The sequence below is a fragment of the Massilia cavernae genome, assembly GCF_003590855.1.
In the GTDB taxonomy this organism is placed as follows: Bacteria; Pseudomonadota; Gammaproteobacteria; order Burkholderiales; family Burkholderiaceae_D; genus Telluria_A; species Telluria_A cavernae.
Map to the genome: position 1 here is coordinate 20,079 of NZ_QYUP01000117.1, position 16,372 is coordinate 36,450.

Consider the following 16,372-nt stretch of genomic DNA (forward strand, 5'->3'; position numbering starts at 1 on the left):
GGTAAGAATTCTGTACTAAAACTAGATGCACTGTCAACGACAGTTGTGTAGTACTACCAAAATGCTACATTTTTACGAGATACCCCTCCTCTGAGGAGCTGCTGCGTTGTATTCCCGGTACAAAGGAACCCGAAGCACGGTGTAGTACAACTACATTTTAGTGTTTTCGCACCGCAACTGCGCGCAAATTCACCATTGCTGTGCGGAATTTCGACTGGACGGCAATCGCTCCAGCCCCGACGACGAACCTGGCTCGCGCCGCAAATTTTCACGTAGTTTTACACGCTGTACTAAAACTAGCAATCACATTGCACCGCTGTTGAGCCACATTTCCCATCGAATGGATAGCAATTCACTCTGTAGTGTGCTTAAATGATAAAAAATAAGTGTAGCTGAACTACGCAAACTAGCACGACGGGACTGAGCCCGCGCCAGTCACTGCCACTTCATGGAGACAACATGATCCGCCCCCCGCTTTCCGGCCTTGCGCTAGCTACCTGCGCACTCCTCCCCACTTCCACGCCCGCCCACGCCGCCCAGGTCGAGGTCCTGCACTACTGGACCTCCGGCGGCGAGGCGCGCTCGATCGCGGAACTGAAAAAGACGCTCGCCGCACGCGGCGTGGCGTGGAAGGACTTCGCCGTCGCCGGCGGCGCGGGCGAAAACGCGGCCACCGCGCTGAAGGCGCGCGTGATGTCGGGCGGCGCGCCCAGCGCCGCCCAAGTCAAGGGCCCGGCCATCCAGGAATGGGGCCAGGAGGGCGTGCTGGCCAATATCGACGCGGTGGCAAAGGCAGAAAAGTGGGACAGCCTGCTGCCGCCATCCGTGGCGGCCATCATGAAGTACAAGGGGAGCTACGTCGCCGCGCCGGTCAACGTCCACCGCGTCAACTGGCTGTGGGTGAATCCGGCGGTGCTGAAGAAAGCCGGTGCGAAGGCTCCGGCTACGCTCGACGAATTCTTCGTGGCCGCCGACAAGATCAAGGCCGCCGGATTGATCCCGCTGGCACACGGCGGCCAGCCGTGGCAGGACGCCACCCTGTTCGAATCGGTCGCGCTGGGCGTCGGCGGCGCCGACTTCTACAAGAAGGCGCTGGTGCAGCTCGACCCGGCCGCCCTCTCCGGCCCGGCCATGCTCAAGACCTTCGATACCCTGGCGCGCATGAAGGCCTACATCGACCGCGACGCCGCCGGCCGCGACTGGAACCTGGCGACCGCCATGGTCATCAACGGCAAGGCCGGCATGCAGTTCATGGGCGACTGGGCCAAGGGCGAGTTCACCGCCGCCGGCAAGAAGCCGGGCACCGACTTCCTGTGCGTACCGGCGCCGGGCACCGCCAGGGCCTACACCTTCAACGTCGACTCGATGCTGATGTTCCAGAAGCCGAAGGCGGACGACCAGAAATCGCAGCAGGTGCTGGCCAGCGCCATCATGAGCCCGCAGTTCCAGGAAGTCTTCAGCCTGAACAAGGGCTCGATCCCGGTGCGCGCCGGCGTGGCGAAGGACAAGTTCGACAGCTGCGCCCAGCAGTCGATGGCCGACATGGATGCCAGCAGCAAGGCCGGGACCTTCGTGCCCAGCCTTGCCCACAACATGGCCGTCGGCTCGGCGCCGCAGGGAGCGATCATGGACGTCATCGCGCGCTTCATGAACTCCAACATGTCGTCGAAGGACGCCGTCGCCGCGCTGGCCAAAGCCGCGCGCACGCGCTAAGCCGCTACGGAGTCCGATTTGCGCCTGCCTGCCCTCGCCGACCGGTGGCTGCCACGCCTCGTGCTGGCGCCCACCATCGCAGCCTCGCTGGTATTCGTATACGGCTTCATCGCGCTCACCGGCTGGCTGTCGCTGACCGAATCGCGCATGATGCCCAACTACGAGTACGCGGGCTTCGCCAAGTACGCCGAGCTGTTCGAGCTTGACCGCTGGTGGGTGGCCGCCACCAACCTGGGTATCTTCGGCGGCCTGTTCATCGCCTTCTGCCTGGCCGCCGGCCTGCTGATGGCGATCTTCCTCGACCAGAAAATCCGCGCCGAGGGTGCCCTGCGCGCCATCTACCTGTACCCAATGGCGCTGTCGTTCATCGTCACCGGCGCGGCGTGGAAGTGGATCCTCAATCCGAGCCTCGGGATGGAAAACCTGGTGCGCGGCTGGGGCTTCGAGAACTTTACCTTCGACTGGCTGGTCGACCCGGACATGGCCATTTACACCGTCGTCATCGCAGGCATGTGGCAGTCGTCCGGCTTCGTCATGGCGCTGTTCCTGGCCGGACTGCGCGGCGTCGACGACAGCATCATCAAGGCGGCACAGGTGGACGGCGCCAGCCTGCCCGTCATCTACCGCCGCATCGTCATTCCGTCGCTGCGGCCCGTGTTCTTCAGCGTGCTGCTGATCCTCGCCCATATTGCCATCAAGAGCTTCGACCTGGTGATGGCGCTGACGGCGGGCGGGCCGGGCACGGCCACCACCGTTCCGGCGGTCTTCATGTACCAGTATTCCTTCTCGCGCGGCCAGCTTGCCCTCGGCGCGGCATCAAGCATGATGATGCTGGCCACCGTGCTCGCCGTGCTGGTGCCGATGATGTACCTGGAAACGAAGGGCGCGCGCCATGGCCGCTAGATTATCCTTCGGCCGCGCCGCCATCTATGCCTTGCTGGTCCTGTGCGCGCTGTACTACCTGATGCCGCTGTACGTCATGCTTGCCACCTCGTTCAAGACACTGGACGAAATCCGCGCCGGCAACCTGCTCGGCCTGCCGCTGGCGCCCACCGGCGAAGCCTGGGCCAGGGCCTGGAGCAGCGCCTGCACCGGCGCCGAATGCAGCGGGCTTGCGCCCTACTTCCTCAACTCGTTGAAGATGGCCATCCCCGCAGTACTGGTATCGACCATGATCGGATCGGTCAACGGCTACGTGCTGGCGCACTGGCGCTTCCGCGGCTCGGAGTTTGTCTTCACCGCGCTGATGGTGGGCTGCTTCATTCCCTTCCAGGTCGTGATCCTGCCGATGGCGCGCCTGCTGGGCATGGCCGAACTGGCCAACACCACTACCGGCCTGGTGTTTGTCCATGTCGTCTACGGCCTCGCTTTCACCACCCTGTTCTTCCGCAACTACTACGTCACGGTGCCGGAAGAACTGGTGCGCGCGGCACGCATCGACGGCGCCGGCTTCTTTACCATCTACCGCCGCATCATCTTCCCGCTGTCGCTGCCGATCTTCATGGTCAGCTTCATCTGGCAGTTCACCCAGATCTGGAACGACTTCCTGTTCGGCGTGGTGTTCGGCGGCGCCGACGCCCAGCCGGTGACGGTGGCGCTGAACAACCTGGTCAACACATCGACCGGGGTCAAGGAATACAACGTCGACATGGCGGCGGCGATCATCGCCGCGCTGCCGACGCTGCTGCTGTACCTCATCGCGGGCAAATACTTCGTGCGCGGGCTGACCGCCGGCGCCGTCAAGGGTTAAGAACATCATGGCCAGTTTATCGATACAGAATGTACGCAAGGTCTACCCGAACGGGGCGGAAGTCCTGAAGGGAGTCGACCTGCACGTGGAAGACGGCGAATTCCTGATTCTGGTGGGCGGCTCCGGCTGCGGCAAGTCGACGCTGCTCAACATGATCGCCGGCCTGGAGTCGGTCAGTTCCGGCGACATCCGCATCGGCGAACGCGTGGTCAACGACGTGGCGCCGAAGGACCGCGACATCGCGATGGTGTTCCAGTCGTATGCGCTCTACCCTACCATGACGGTGCGCGAGAACATCTCGTTCGGCCTCGGCCTGCGCAAGATGCCGCGCGCCGAACAGGAACAGACAGTGGCCCGTGTGGCCGAAACCCTGCAGATCACCCACCTGCTCGACCGCAAGCCGGCCATGCTGTCCGGCGGCCAGCGCCAGCGCGTGGCCATGGGCCGCGCCATCGCGCGCAGCCCGTCGCTGTTCCTGTTCGACGAGCCCCTGTCCAACCTCGACGCCAAGCTGCGGGTCGAGATGCGCGCCGAGATCAAGCTGCTGCACCAGCGCCTGGGCACCACCACCGTCTACGTCACCCACGACCAGGTCGAAGCCATGACGCTGGGCGACAAGATCGCCGTGATGAAGGACGGCGTGGTACAGCAGTTCGGCACCCCGCAGGATATCTACGACAATCCGGCCAACCTGTTCGTGGCGGGCTTTATCGGTTCGCCGTCGATGAACTTCCTGCGCGGCCGCATAGGACCTGAAGGCTTTGCGCTGGAACACGGCGGCGCCACCACCATGCTGCCGCTGCCCGCTGCGCTCGCACCGCTGGCCACCGAGCCGCGCGAGGTCATCCTTGGCATCCGCCCCGAACACATCACCGACGCCGCCAGCGCACGCGCCGAAGGCTACCGCCCGGCAGTGGTGGCAGCCACTATCGACATGCTGGAACCGACCGGGCCGGACACGCTGGCCTTCGCGCGCTTCAACGGCGAACGCATCACCTGCCGCATCCATCCTCGCACCGATGCAGCGCCGGGCCGCCAGTCGGCGCTGGCATTCGACCTGTCCAAGGCCGTGCTGTTCGACGCCGCCACAGAACAACGCATCAAATAAAGGAGATCCGATGAAACGACTTACCCTTCCGCTGCTCGTAGCCGCAACCCTGCTTTCGCCTGGCGCCGCCGTCGCCCAGGACTACCGCATCGAACACATGGAGCCGCCGTTCTGGTGGGCAGGCATGCAGCACAATAAGGTGCAGCTGATGGTGCATGGCAAGCGCATTGCGGACCTCGAGCCCTCGCTGGACTACCGCGGCGTAAAGATCGAATCGGTCACCCGCGTACCGAACCGGAACTACCTGTTCGTCAACCTGCTGATCGCCGATGATGCGGCGCCCGGAAAACTCGATATCGTTTTCTCCAGCGGCCCGAAGAAGCAGATCACCTACGCCTACCAGTTGCTGCCGCGTGAAAAGGGTTCCGCCCAGCGCATCGGCTTCAACAGCACCGATGCGATCTACCAGATCATGCCGGACCGCTTCGCCAATGGCGACCCATCGAACGACAACATCAAGGGAATGGCCGACAAGGCCGACCGCGCCGGTGGCGGCGGGCGCCATGGCGGCGACATCAAGGGGGTCATCAACAGCCTCGATTACATATCCTCGATGGGCTTCACCCAGATCTGGCCGACGCCGCTGGTGGAAAACGACATGCCGTCCCACTCCTATCACGGCTACGCGGCGACCGACCATTACAAGATCGATCCGCGCTACGGCAGCAACGAGGACTACCGCAGGCTGTCGCAGGAAGCGCGCAAGAAGGGCATCGGCATTATCCAGGACGTGGTGCTCTCGCACATCGGCACCGGCCACTGGTGGATGAAGGACATGCCGACGCATGACTGGATCAGCTACGACGGCAAGTTCATCCCGACCCAGCACCACCGCTTGGCGGGCGCCGATCCTTACGGTTCAAAGGAGGACCGGCTTAACTACACCGCCGGCTGGTTCGGCGCGTCGATGCCGGACATGAACCAGACCAACCCGCTGGTCGCGAACTACCTCATACAGAACAACATCTGGTGGATCGAATACGCCGGCCTGTCGGGACTGCGTATCGACACCTACGGCTATTCCGACTACGCCTTCCTGACCGAATACACGCGCCGCCTGATGGCCGAGTACCCGAAGCTGAACATGGTCGGCGAAGAGTGGCACAGCTCGCCGGTGGTGGTGTCGCGCTGGCAGAAGGGCAAGGTCAATTACGACGGCTACGCGAACTCGCTGCCAAGCCTGATGGACTTCCCGCTCGCCGAGGCGATGCGCAAGGCGCTGCCGGGCGATGACCTGTGGACCGGCTTGAACCCGGTGTACGAGATGCTGGCGCAGGACTACCTGTACCCCGATCCGGGCAACCTGGTCCTGTTCGAGGGCAACCACGACATCGCGCGCCTGTACAGCGTGGTCGGCGAAGATCTCGACCTCTGGAAGATGAACCTTGCTTTCATCATGACCATGCCGCGCATCCCGCAGTTCTACTACGGCACCGAGATGCTGATGACCAGCACCGTCGGCACCCGCGACGACGCCAGCTACCGTCACGACTTCCCTGGCGGCTGGGCCGGCGACAAGGTCAACGCCTTCACCGGCGCAGGCCTGACCGACAAACAGCGCGAAGCACAGGCCTTCGTCAAGAAGCTGGCCAACTGGCGCAAGTCGCAGCCGCTTATCCACCACGGCAAGACCATGCAGTTCGGCTCCGAAAACGGCACTTACGTCTACTTCCGCTACGACGGCGCGAAGAAGGTCATGGTCGCTTTCAACAAGGCGAACAAGGAAGCGGTGCTGCCGACCGCGCGCTTCCGCGAAATGCTGGCGGGCGTGAAGTCGGGCGTGGACGTCATCAGCGGCAAGACCTATGCGCTCGATACCGCCCTCGCCCTGCCGGCCAGGTCGGTCGTCATTCTCGAGATCTGACCATGGCACGCACATCGCACTGGATCGCGGCCGCCGTCTTCGCGGCCGGCCTTCCCGCCATCGCCGCCGAGGGGCCGCTGGCGAAGGACATGTTCATCCGCGGCGCTTTCAACGGCTGGGGCACCGACAACGCCATGGCCTGGAAGGGCAAGGGCGTGTACGAAGCCGACATCCTGATCAGCCCCGGCAACCACGCCTTCAAGGTGGGCAGCCGCGACTGGACGTCCGAGTGGGTGATCGACCCGAACGCCAGCGTGCGCGTGGCGCCGGGTACCGATTACCGGCTCGACACCAATCCGGGCCCGGAGGATTACCTGTTCGTCAGGCAGGCCTCCATGTACCGCTTCAGCCTCGACGCATCGGACCCGAAAGCGCCGCGCCTGCGCATCACCCGGCTCGAAACGCCTGCCGTGGCCACAGTCGATCCGCACAAGGGCCACGCAGTAGAGCAGTCGCTTGCCTTCCGCACCTACGACGGCATGCAGGAGACCGCGCGCTTCTCGGTAGCGGACGCCGCGGCGCCATTGCGCAGCTACGCCCACTCGACCACGATGCAGCTGCGCGATCCCGGGCCGCAGCATGCCACGTATAGCGAATCGCCCGGCCTTCCGGTCGCCCGCACCGGCAACCTCGCCTTCGACGCGCTGTTCGCGCTCGCCGTCACCGAGATGAAGCAAGACTCGGTCAGCGAAATCCGCGACGGCAATTACAACGGCGGCGCGGCCATCCCCTGCGAATGCTTCGAGACCGGCGAAAAGTGGCACTACGTCTGGACCCGCGACCTGTCGTACGCGGTGGACCTTGGCCTCGCCATGCTCGACCCGGCGCGCGTGCGCAACTCGCTCGACTTCAAGTTGTCGGCCTTCCGCCCCGGCGTCGTCAAGGCGACCCAGGTGGCCGGCAGCGCCGACGGCCTGCAAATCATCCAGGACACCGGCAGCGGCGGCAGCTGGCCCGCCAGCACCGACCGCGTCACCTGGGCCTTCGGCGCGGAGAAGGCGCTGCGCGCATTGCCGCCGGCCGAACGCAAACCCTTTGCAGCGCGCGCTCTCGCGGCGCTGAAGAACACCATCGAGAACGACCGGTTGGCCGCCTTCGACCCGGTCGACGGCCTGTATATGGGCGAACAGTCCTTCCTCGACTGGCGCGACCAGAGCTACGCGGCGTGGATCGTCAACGACATCGCGTCGCTGGCCAGCTCGAAAGCCCTGTCCACCAATGTCGGCCATTACAAGGCGCTGACGCTGGCGGCGTCGCTCGCGGCCGAACATGGCGACGCGGCGCTGGCCGCGAAGTACCAGGCATGGGCGCGCGCACTCAAGCGCGCCATCAACCAGCGTTTCTGGCTGCCCGGCGCGGGCATGTACAGCAGCCTGACGGCGGCTCACTTCGACGGCGCGCCGATGCACAAGTTCGACTGGCTCGGGCAGGCGCTGGCGATCGTGACCGGCGTCGCGGACAGCGCCAGGTCGCGCAGCATCCTCGCGCGCTACCCGCACGGCCCGATGGGCGCACCTGTCATCTACCCGCAGCAGCAAGGCATGCCGGTGTACCACAACCGCGCCATGTGGCCGTTCGTGACGGCCTACGGGCTGAAGGCGGCGGCACTCGGCGGCAATGCAAGCGTCGCCGATGCGGCCTACGACACCCTGGTGCGCGGCGCCGCGCTCAACCTGTCGAACATGGAAAACCTCGAATGGCTGTCGGGCCAGCCGCTGCTGCTGGACGAGAAAAATCCATCGTTGATCGGCCCCGTCATCAACTCGCGGCGCCAGCTGTGGTCTGTCGGCGGCTACCTCGGCATGGTGATCGAGAACGTGTTCGGCGTGTCGCTGGAAGACGGCGGCATCCGTGTGCAGCCCTTCATAACGGGCAAGCTTCGGCGCGAAGCTTTCGGCAAGTCCGCCACGGTGGCGTTGAACGGCTTGCGCATGCAGGGCCGCCAGGTGGACGTCAACATCGAACTTCCGCCGCCGTCAGCCGGCAACGGCTACTACGAGGTCGCCTCAGTCACGCTCAACGGAACTGCGGTGAAAGGCCTGATCCGCTGGGACCAGATGAAAGAGCGCAACGCCATCGGCGTGAAACTGGGCGTGCTGCGTCCGGGCCAGCAGGCGCTGACGCGCGTGGGTGCCCATCCGTACGCGGAAGCGCCGGCGGTATTCGCTCCGCACGAGCCGCGCATTACGTCGCTGGCGCGCGCCACCGATGGCGTGCGGCTCGGCTTTGCGCCGGGCGGCAAGGGCGCCGGTGTACTGTACAACGTGTACCGCGACGGCAGGCTGGTGGCGGCGAAGCTCGCTGCCGGCAGCTGGCACGACCGCGCGGGCTCGCCGTCAAGCTGCTATGCGGTCGAAGCGCAGTTCGCCGCATCGGACAACCGCAGCCATCACAGCGAACCGCGCTGCGCCGATGGCGGCATCGACATCCCGGTGACCGATTCGCGCGTGACGTCCAGCGTGCCCGTACGCCCGCCTTTACCGCGCTTCGCGGCGCCGGCAATCCACGGCTGGGGCAAGCCGGGCGACAGCTTCACCGTGAAGGGAATCGGCATCGCCAGCGGCGGCGACTACAGCATCCAGCTGCGCTATCACAACGCCGCCAACCAGATCAACCTGGGCATCAGCGGGGGTGTGAAGTGGATGGCGCTGAAGGACGCCACCGGACGCACGGTGGCGCAAGGAGTGGTGCAGCTGCCGCATGCGCGAGTGGAAAAGGCCGACACGCCGCTGGTGCATTCGACGCCGCTGCGGGCGCGCCTTGCGCCCGGCGTGTATACGCTAGCCCTGTCCGACTTCTACAACATGAGCTACCTGGACAGCAACAGCAGCTTCAGCGCCGCCGGCGGTACGGGCGGGCCGTCGAACAGCGTCGACATCTACGGCGTGCGTATCCTCAGCGTGTATCCAGGTTCAGCGAAGTGACCTGACTTCGGCGAAACCGACCGGCTTGACGGCGTGTTCGCCGAAGCCGGCGGTGACGCGCTTGAGCTGTTCCCTGATCTTGAAAACGCGCACCGCCTTCGACAAATCGGCGGCCTGCATCTTCATCGCCTCGGCCGCCGCCGCGGCTTCCTCGACCAGCGCGGCATTCTGCTGGGTGGCGCTGCCCATCACCGTGATCGCCTCGTTGATCTGGCCGACGCCCTCGTTCTGCTCGGCGCTGACGGCTGCGATGTCGGCGATCATCGCGCTCACGCGCTGAACGCTGGCCACCAGTTCGTCCATGGTGCCGCCACAAAGAAACCGCCAAGCAGCCCAAGACGGGCGGCGATCCGCATATTACCGAGTGTCATAACATTTCCAATACATCGTTGAGACGGCGTAGCTGCCGCGCTTGTATCATGCTGCACGTGCAGCAAAATACCAACGCTGTGTTGGAATCCGGACACAAAATATTTACAGCAATTACTAATCTGGCAATTGGCGGTAATACAGGTTGGTGCCGGTGTCCTCGGGAGTCAGGTGCACCACCTTATCGAATTGGAAACCCAGCTTCAGCAGCAGGCCGATCGAGGGCGCGTTGCCGGGCGAGGTAATGGCCAGCAGGCGCGCCAGGCCGAGGTCGCGGTGGGCGTGTTCCAGCACCGCGCGCGCCGACTCGCAGGCATAGCCCTTGCCGCAATGCTCGGGCATGAAGGCATAGCCGATGTCCACCTCGTCCAGCGTATCGCGCTTGATCAGGCCGCACATGCCGAGCGGCTCGCCGGTCTCCTTCAGTTCGACCAGGTAGATCGAATGGCCGCGCGCGGCCTGCATGGCGGCGGGGCCGGTGACGATCGCCTCGCGCGCCGCTTCCACAGTGCGGATCTTGCGGTCGCCGATGAACTCAATGAATCCCGGGTCGTTGACCAGGCCGAGATAAAAAACGGCGTCGCCGGCGTCTATCGTGCGCAGCCGCAGGCGCTGCGTGTCGAGGATATGCATGGTGCCTTGTAGGAGGTGATTGGTGCTGCCAAGTCTAACCGCTTAACGCCCAAGCCGGAAGTCCACCTGCGCCGGCCTGTCCTCCAGATTGAGCGAGGCGCGTGCGCGCGGCGACTCGCTCACCACACGGCCGCGCCGCAGGACCATGCGCCGCGCCGCGCGCAGCCTGATCGCCTCCACCGTGCTGCCGGCGTCGAGCAGCACCAGGTCGGCGTGGCAGCCCGGTTCCAGCCCGTAGCCTTCCAGCCCGAGGATACGGGCCGGGGTCTCGGTCACCGCAAGGAAGCACTGGTGCATCGCGGCCTGGCCGGTCATCTGCGCCACGTGCAGTCCCATGTGCGCCACTTCCAGCATGTCGCCCGAGCCCAGGCCGTACCACGGGTCCATCACGCAGTCGTGGCCGAAGGCGACGTCGATGCCGGCCGCCAGCAGCTCCGGCACCCGCGTCATGCCGCGCCGTTTCGGATAGCTGTCGTGGCGTCCCTGCAACGTGATGTTGATCAGCGGGTTGGCGATCGCCGCCACGCCCGACTCCTTCATCAGCGGCAGCAGCTTGCTGACGTAATAGTTGTCCATCGAGTGCATCGAGGTCAGGTGCGAGCCGGCCACCCGGCCGTGCAGGCCGAGGCGGTGGGTCTCGGCGGCGAGCGTTTCGATGTGGCGCGACAGCGGGTCGTCGGATTCGTCGCAGTGCATGTCGACGCGCAGGCCCCGTTCGGCGGCGAATTCGCACAGCAGCCGGACCGCTTCGGCGCCCCCCGCCATGGTGCGCTCGAAATGGGGAATGCCGCCGACCACATCGACGCCCATCGCGATCGCCCGCTTCAGGTTGGCGAAGGCGGTGGGGCTGCGCAGCAGGCCGTCCTGCGGGAACGCCACCAGCTGCATGTCGATGTACGGCGCCACCCGCTGCTTCACCTCGAGCAGGGCTTCCACCGCCAGCAGGCGGTCGTCGCAGACGTCGACGTGGGTGCGGATCGCCAGCAGGCCGCGCGCCACCGCCCAGTCGCAATACTGCAGCGCGCGCTGTACCAGCGCCTCCTGGGTCAGTTCCGGCTTCAGCTCGCCCCACAGCGCTATCCCCTCCAGCAGGGTGCCGCTGGCGTTCACGCGCGGAAGGCCATAGCTGAGGGTCGCGTCCATGTGGAAGTGGGCATCGACGAAAGGCGGCGTGGCCAGGTCGCCTTCGGCGTCGATCTCGCGCGCGCCGCTGCAAGCGAGGCGCGGGCCGACGGCGGCGATACGGCCCTGGTCGATGGCGATATCCATCTGCTGGCGCCCGTCGGGCAGGCTGGCATTACGGATCACGAGGTCCATTTGCTTTCCTTCAGGGAATGGGACGTCTCGATTGTAGCGATTTCCCTTCCTTGCGTTTCGAGTATTTATTGACATTAATCGTCAATGCTGCATCGCAATGCTATTTCAGCAACTAACACGACAAAGAGCTTTTCAAGTCCGTTGTTCGTATATACACTACAGATATTGCAGCGCGTCATAAACGTATCCAAAGGAAACCAAATGAGTACTATTCCAGAACAGTTTTCCGCAGCAAGCAAAGCCCAGATTGAAGCCCAGCTCGATTTCTTCCAATCGTTCGGCACCCGCGCCTTCGACGGCGCAGCCCGCCTGCTGGCCCTGAATTTCGATACCGGACGCGCCGCCGTCGACAGCTCGTCGGCCGCGCTCAAGCAGCTGATCGAGGTACGCGACCCGCGCGACCTGATCGCGCTGGCCAAGAACGCTCCCCAGGATATCGACAAGGTCATGCATTATGGCCGCGAATTGTTCAGCATCGTCAGCGACGTGCAGGCCGGCCTGCTGAAGCCTGCCGCGCGTGCCGCGCTGCCGGTAGCGCTGGCCACCGTGCCGCCGCAGGCCGCGCAATCGGCCGTACAGTCGGCCTTGTTCGCGACGCCTGCCGCGCAGGCGCCAGTAGCCGCTCCCGTTGAAACGGCTCCCGTCGATGCGGCGCCTGTCGAAGATACGCCTGTCGAAGAAGCACCTGCCGAAGAAGCGCCGGTTGCAGCAGCCGAAGAAGCGCGCCCGGTCAAGGCAAGCAAGAAGCCTGTGGTGGCAGTAAAGCAGGGAACCGCGCCAGGACCGGCAGCGGCCGAAAAGCCGATCGCCCGCGCGGCCGGCAAGGTCGCGGGCCCCGCGCTCGACGTCGCACCATCGGCCGCCGCGCTGCTCGAAGACACCGCCCACCAGATCCTGCCGCACCTGAAGCCGGTCGAAGCGACCCTGCCGCCGGCCGTGTTCCACCAGGACCTGCTGACGCCGAAGCGCGGCAAAAAGCGCTGACCCTCGCGGGCGTCCCCTGCGCCCGCTTCGCAAACGGTGTACATTGACGGGCTTCGGCCCGTCAATGCGTTTACGGGCCTGTCTCGCAGGGATTTTTCATGACATTATCAAGGCTGATCGGCAGCTTCGTGCGCCGTCATTGGCGTTCCTACGCGTCGTCCGGCGCGATGCTGTTCGGGGTCGCCCTGTTTACCGTCCTGATACCGCGCAAGATCGGCTCGATGATCGACGGCATGGCCGCGCATCGGCTGGACGGCGGCGAGCTTCTCCTCGGGCTGGCGCAGTTGCTGGGCATGGGCCTGGCGATCTATGCGCTGCGCGTGGCATGGCGCCTGAGGCTGTTCTCAGCCGCCTACCAGCTTGGCGTCGAACTGCGCACCCGCCTGTACGCGCGCCTGACGGCCCAGGGCCCGGCGTTCTACCAGAAGCAGCGCACCGGCGACCTGATGGCGCTGGCCACCAACGACATCGACGCCATCGAGATGGCCGCCGGCGAAGCGACGCTGGCCGGCTTCGACGGCACCCTGACCCTGGTCATGGTGCTGGGCGTGATGACGCTCGGCGTCGACTGGCGCCTGGCGCTGGTCGCGCTGCTGCCGTTCCCGCTGATGGCGCTGGCGTTCTGGCGCATCTCGAGCCACATCCACGTCGCCGCCACCGATTCGCTCGAACGCTTCGCCGCGCTCAACGACCATGTGCAGGAATCGCTGTCGGGCGTGCGCACAGTGCGCGCGCTGGGGCTGGAACAGCGCAACGCAAAGCAGTTCGGCGAACTGGCCGCGCGCGCGTCCGAAGCCAGCCTGGCCGCGCAAAAATGGGAAGCCGCCTATGAACCGGCGGTCGGCCTGACCCTGGCCACCGCCAGCGCGCTGACCCTGGGCGTGGGCGGCTACCTGGTATGGCACGACATGCTCACCATCGGTGCGCTGACCGCCTTCACCATGTACCTGGGCCAGCTGATCTGGCCGATGTTCGCGGCCGGCTGGGTCCTGTCCCTGATCGAACGGGGACGTGCCGCCCTGGCGCGCCTGCAGCCGCTGCTGGACGCGCCGCTGACGGTGGACGACCACGGCACGCTGGCGAAACTCGTGCCCGGCATGCTGTCGCTGCGCGGCGTCAGCTATGCCTACGACGGCCAGAATGGCAAGGCGCTGTCAGGCGTGTCGGTCGCGCTCAGGCCTGGCCAGACGCTGGGGCTAGTCGGCCCTACCGGCTCCGGCAAATCCACCCTGCTGCGCGTGCTGCTGCGCCAGGCCACGCCGCAGCACGGCACGGCCGAATGGGGCGGGCACGAACTGTCCGAATACACGCTGGCGACCTTGCGCGCGGCAATCAGCTGGGTGCCGCAGGAGTCCTTCCTGTTCTCCGCCACCCTGGCCGAGAACATCGCGCTGGCCCGGCCCGGCGCCTCGCGCGCCGAGATCGAGCACGCGGCGCGCATGGCCGACATCCACGACGATATCCTGCGCTTCCCGCACGGCTACGACACGCCGGTGGGCGAGCGCGGCATCACGCTGTCGGGCGGACAGCGCCAGCGCGTGGCCATTGCCCGTTCGCTGCTGGCCGACAGCACCCTGCTGCTGCTCGACGACGCCCTGTCGGCGGTCGACACCGGCACCGAGACCCGCATCCTCGAGCACCTGGCCGAACTGCGGGCCGAACGGCCGGAGCGCAGCGTCGTCATCGCCAGCCACCGCCTGTCGGCGTGGTCAATGCCGACCACATCGTGGTGCTGCGCGACGGCCGCGTCACCGAGGAAGGCAACCACGAGAGCCTGCTCGCGCAGGACGGCTGGTACGCCAGCCAGTGGCGCTACCAGCAACTGGAAGCCAGCCTCGATGCGACCTGACCCGAAACCGAAAGACATGCGCGCCGAGGCGCGCCAGGCCGTCACCCTGCTGCGGCTGGCCGCGCGTCCCGACCGCCGCCACCTTGGCTGGGCCACCTTCTGGCTGGTGATCGCCGCAGGGCTGGAAGTGCTTGGCCCGATCCTGGGCAAGGCCCTGATCGACGAACACCTGCTGCCGCGCGAACTCGACCTGCCGCGCATGGCGCTGCTGCTGGCGGGATGCTGGTGACCGGCTGGATCGCCACCGGCCTGCGCTACCTGCAGCTGGTGCGCCTGTCCGGACTGGCCATGCGCTCGGTGCAGCGCCTGCGCGAATGGGTGTTCAGCCACGTACTGCGGCTGCCGATGGCCTTCTTCGACCGCGCCATCACCGGGCAGCTGATCAGCCGCGTCACCAACGACACCGAGGCGGTCAAGAACCTGTACATCCAGGTGCTGTTCGCGATCCTCGACAGCAGCATCGTGCTGGTCGGGACCATCGTCGCGATGGCATGGCTGGACTGGCGCCTGATGCTGATCGTGCTGGCCCTGCTGCCGGCGGTGCTAGGCATCGTGTGGCTGTACCAGCGCCTGTCCGCGCCCGCCGTCACCCGTGCGCGCGCCCTGCGCAGCGACATCAACGGCCAGATGGCCGAATCGATCGGCGGCATGAGCGTCCTGCAGGCCAACAACGCCGAGGCGCGCTTCGCCGCAAGGTTCGGCGCCACCAACCACGACCACTACACCGCCCGCCTGGCCGAGCTGCGCGCCAATGCCTTCCTGCTGCGTCCAGCGCTCGACCTGCTCAATGTGGTGCTGCTGGCGGTGGTGATCTTCAGCTTCGGCCAACGCCAGCTCGATGCGGTCGAAGTGGGCGTGCTGTACGCCTTCATCAGCTATATCGCGCGCGTGGTGGAGCCGCTGATCCAGATCACGATGCAGTTCAGCGGGCTGCAGCAGGCGGTGGTGGCGAGCGCGCGCGTGAAGGCGCTGCTGGACGAGCCGGGCCCCGCCCGGAGCATGCACCGGCCGCAGCGCCGCCGGCCGCCCGCCAGGCCCCACCAGGCACCCGGCAGTGCCGCATCACAGGAAGCTCTCGTTCGGCTACTCGCCCGGCCAGCAGGTGCTGCACGACCTGTCGCTCGACATCGGCCAGGGCGACTTCGTCGGCATCGTCGGCCATACCGGCAGCGGCAAGTCGACGCTGCTGTCGCTGATGCTGCGCTACTATTCAAGCCCGCAGGGCAGCATCGAAATCAACGGCCAGGCGTTGGACAGCATCGACAACGAGCACTTCCGCGCCGACGTCGGGCTGGTACCGCAGGATCCGTTCCTGCTGGCCGCATCCGCGCGCGAGAACATCGACATGGGACGCGGCCTGCCGCAGCACGAGATCGAGGCGGCGGCGCGCGCGGCGCACGCGCACGATTTCATCACGGACCTGGAGCAAGGCTACGAGACGTCGCTGGGAGAAGCGGGTGGCAGGCTATCGACCGGGCAGAAACAGCTGATCGCGATTGCGCGTGCGTTGGCGGGCAAACCGCGCATCCTGCTGCTGGACGAAGCGACCTCGCACATCGACAGCCAGACCGAGCAGATCGTGCAGGTGGCGCTGAATGAACTGCGCGGACAGGTGACCATCATCGCCATCGCGCACCGGCTCTCGACCATCCGCGACGCGGACCGGATCGTGGTGTTGAACCATGGCCGCATTTCGGAAAGCGGCAGCCACGATGAATTGATGCGGATCGACGGCGGCTTGTACCAGCGCCTGTACCTGCTGCAGCAGCTGGCGGTTTAAGGGCCGCCGGCGTGCCGGCGCGCGTTGATCAAGCCCTTGCCGAAGCTTTCACCGCCGCCAGCACCTCGTTGATCTGGTCGA

10 protein-coding genes and 2 pseudogenes are annotated in these 16,372 nt (G+C 65.8%); 9 read left to right on the plus strand and 3 right to left on the minus strand.

All coding sequences use genetic code 11. The features are described from left to right. Positions 1-459: 459 nt before the first annotated feature. The 6 genes from D3872_RS13195 to D3872_RS13220 are packed head-to-tail and all read left to right on the plus strand — an operon-like array spanning position 460 to position 9,359. Positions 460-1,713 (plus strand): ABC transporter substrate-binding protein, encoded by a 1,254-nt coding sequence (locus D3872_RS13195; RefSeq protein WP_119811201.1) that lies wholly within the window; start codon positions 460-462, stop codon positions 1,711-1,713. Between the two features lie 18 nt (positions 1,714-1,731). Next, the gene (locus D3872_RS13200; protein WP_182915801.1) at positions 1,732-2,616 is read left to right on the plus strand and encodes a carbohydrate ABC transporter permease; all 885 of its coding nucleotides are present in this window, start codon (positions 1,732-1,734) and stop codon (positions 2,614-2,616) included. Continuing rightward, the gene (locus D3872_RS13205) at positions 2,606-3,463 is read left to right on the plus strand and encodes a carbohydrate ABC transporter permease (RefSeq protein WP_119811202.1); all 858 of its coding nucleotides are present in this window, start codon (positions 2,606-2,608) and stop codon (positions 3,461-3,463) included. The genes D3872_RS13200 and D3872_RS13205 overlap by 11 nt, the downstream gene beginning before the upstream one ends. 7 nt (positions 3,464-3,470) lie before the next feature. Further along, positions 3,471-4,571, plus strand: coding sequence for an ABC transporter ATP-binding protein (locus D3872_RS13210; protein WP_119811203.1), 1,101 nt, complete (start codon positions 3,471-3,473; stop codon positions 4,569-4,571). A gap of 10 nt (positions 4,572-4,581) precedes the next feature. Beyond that, entirely contained in the window at positions 4,582-6,435 is a 1,854-nt protein-coding gene (locus D3872_RS13215; RefSeq protein WP_119811204.1) for a glycoside hydrolase family 13 protein, read from the plus strand. Positions 6,436-6,437: 2 nt separating this feature from the next. Then, a complete protein-coding gene (locus D3872_RS13220) occupies positions 6,438-9,359 on the plus strand; it encodes an esterase (RefSeq protein WP_119811205.1) in 2,922 nt (973 codons plus the stop codon). Here the strand turns inward: D3872_RS13220 and D3872_RS13225 are convergent. From D3872_RS13225 to D3872_RS13235, 3 genes are all read right to left on the minus strand, one after another. Next, positions 9,348-9,662: a hypothetical protein gene (locus tag D3872_RS13225; RefSeq protein ID WP_119811206.1), complete on the minus strand. Its 315-nt coding sequence runs from the start codon at positions 9,660-9,662 to the stop codon at positions 9,348-9,350. The genes D3872_RS13220 and D3872_RS13225 overlap by 12 nt on opposite strands. A gap of 183 nt (positions 9,663-9,845) precedes the next feature. After that, a complete protein-coding gene (locus D3872_RS13230; protein WP_119811207.1) occupies positions 9,846-10,361 on the minus strand; it encodes a GNAT family N-acetyltransferase in 516 nt (171 codons plus the stop codon). Between the two features lie 42 nt (positions 10,362-10,403). Then, positions 10,404-11,678, minus strand: a complete 1,275-nt coding sequence (locus D3872_RS13235; RefSeq protein ID WP_119811208.1) for an amidohydrolase family protein — start codon at positions 11,676-11,678, stop codon at positions 10,404-10,406. A 201-nt stretch (positions 11,679-11,879) separates the two neighbouring features. Between D3872_RS13235 and D3872_RS13240 the strand changes: the two genes are divergently transcribed. The 3 genes and pseudogenes from D3872_RS13240 to D3872_RS27490 all read left to right on the plus strand — a co-directional run bounded on the left by D3872_RS13240 (position 11,880) and on the right by D3872_RS27490 (position 16,291). Beyond that, positions 11,880-12,662 (plus strand): phasin family protein, encoded by a 783-nt coding sequence (locus tag D3872_RS13240; protein ID WP_182915802.1) that lies wholly within the window; start codon positions 11,880-11,882, stop codon positions 12,660-12,662. Between the two features lie 98 nt (positions 12,663-12,760). Continuing rightward, positions 12,761-14,511: pseudogene (locus D3872_RS13245) on the plus strand (ABC transporter ATP-binding protein). Between the two features lie 16 nt (positions 14,512-14,527). Continuing rightward, positions 14,528-16,291, plus strand: a pseudogene (locus D3872_RS27490) (ABC transporter ATP-binding protein). The last annotated feature ends 81 nt before the right edge of the window (positions 16,292-16,372 follow it).

Coding starts and splice junctions, on each gene's coding strand:
- D3872_RS13210 (WP_119811203.1), top strand. CDS start 3,471: ATGGCCAGTTTATCGATACAGAATGTACGCAAGGTCTACCCGAACGGG.
- D3872_RS13225 (WP_119811206.1), bottom strand. CDS start 9,662: ATGGACGAACTGGTGGCCAGCGTTCAGCGCGTGAGCGCGATGATCGCC.
- D3872_RS13215 (WP_119811204.1), top strand. CDS start 4,582: ATGAAACGACTTACCCTTCCGCTGCTCGTAGCCGCAACCCTGCTTTCG.
- D3872_RS13195 (WP_119811201.1), top strand. CDS start 460: ATGATCCGCCCCCCGCTTTCCGGCCTTGCGCTAGCTACCTGCGCACTC.
- D3872_RS13230 (WP_119811207.1), bottom strand. CDS start 10,361: ATGCATATCCTCGACACGCAGCGCCTGCGGCTGCGCACGATAGACGCC.
- D3872_RS13240 (WP_182915802.1), top strand. CDS start 11,880: ATGAGTACTATTCCAGAACAGTTTTCCGCAGCAAGCAAAGCCCAGATT.
- D3872_RS13205 (WP_119811202.1), top strand. CDS start 2,606: ATGGCCGCTAGATTATCCTTCGGCCGCGCCGCCATCTATGCCTTGCTG.
- D3872_RS13235 (WP_119811208.1), bottom strand. CDS start 11,678: ATGGACCTCGTGATCCGTAATGCCAGCCTGCCCGACGGGCGCCAGCAG.
- D3872_RS13220 (WP_119811205.1), top strand. CDS start 6,438: ATGGCACGCACATCGCACTGGATCGCGGCCGCCGTCTTCGCGGCCGGC.